1 protein-coding gene is annotated in these 727 nt (G+C 53.0%); it reads left to right on the forward strand.

What is annotated here, in order from left to right; all coding sequences use genetic code 11:
• Positions 1 to 91 precede the first annotated feature (91 nt).
• Positions 92 to 418, forward strand: a complete 327-nt coding sequence (gene tnpB, locus GBM95_RS11920) for an IS66 family insertion sequence element accessory protein TnpB (RefSeq protein ID WP_139687107.1) — start codon at positions 92 to 94, stop codon at positions 416 to 418.
• The last annotated feature ends 309 nt before the right edge of the window (positions 419 to 727 follow it).

Raw genomic sequence — 727 nt, forward strand, 5'->3', positions numbered from 1 at the left:
TCAAGCTGCCCAACGGCATAGAGCTCAGGTTCCGAACCGACTCGCCGGAAACCCTCGCCATGCAGATGATCTCTGCCGGAGGGTTTGCAGAATGAAGCTCGACTTTGGAGACCGCCGCATCACCATCGTTCTGGCTCCCGTGGACATGCGCTACGGCTATGCCGCGCTGTCGCGCTTTGCGCAGGAACGTCTCTTCATCGACCCTGACGGCGGCGGCGATGTGGTCGTATTTGTCGGAAAGCACCGGAAGACGGCCAAAGTCATCTGGTCCGACGTCTGCGGCGGATGGCTTCTCTACCGGCGTCTGCATCAGCAGAAGTTCGCCCGCTTCATGGCAAAGCTTGAATCTCAGACGGTGCTGAACTTCACCGCCGATGAGGTGATCAGCTTTCTCGACGGCAAGTCGAAAACCGGATGAGACTGCTCGAAAAGCGTTTTCTTGATCTTCATCAAATGATTGAAAATCAAGAAAATTCGATGAAATTCGACTTCTTCCAAAGCCTTCAGGAAGGCCTCGGGAAGCACCGTAAAAACGCTTCTAGGCATACGCAATCAAGATGGATGCCACCGGGGTTGTCCGGCCGTCCAGAGGGCCTCTAACGGGCTTAGGAGTGCCTTTTAAACGATTGATATATCGGTGAAATTTAAGCTTCCGGCCGGTAAAATTACTTCCATTAATTCTTAACTGATCTCCCTATCGACATGGCACGCAAGGGTCCAAAAATCA

Source organism: Sutterella seckii (assembly GCF_009183815.1).
GTDB lineage: Bacteria > Pseudomonadota > Gammaproteobacteria > Burkholderiales > Burkholderiaceae_F > Sutterella > Sutterella seckii.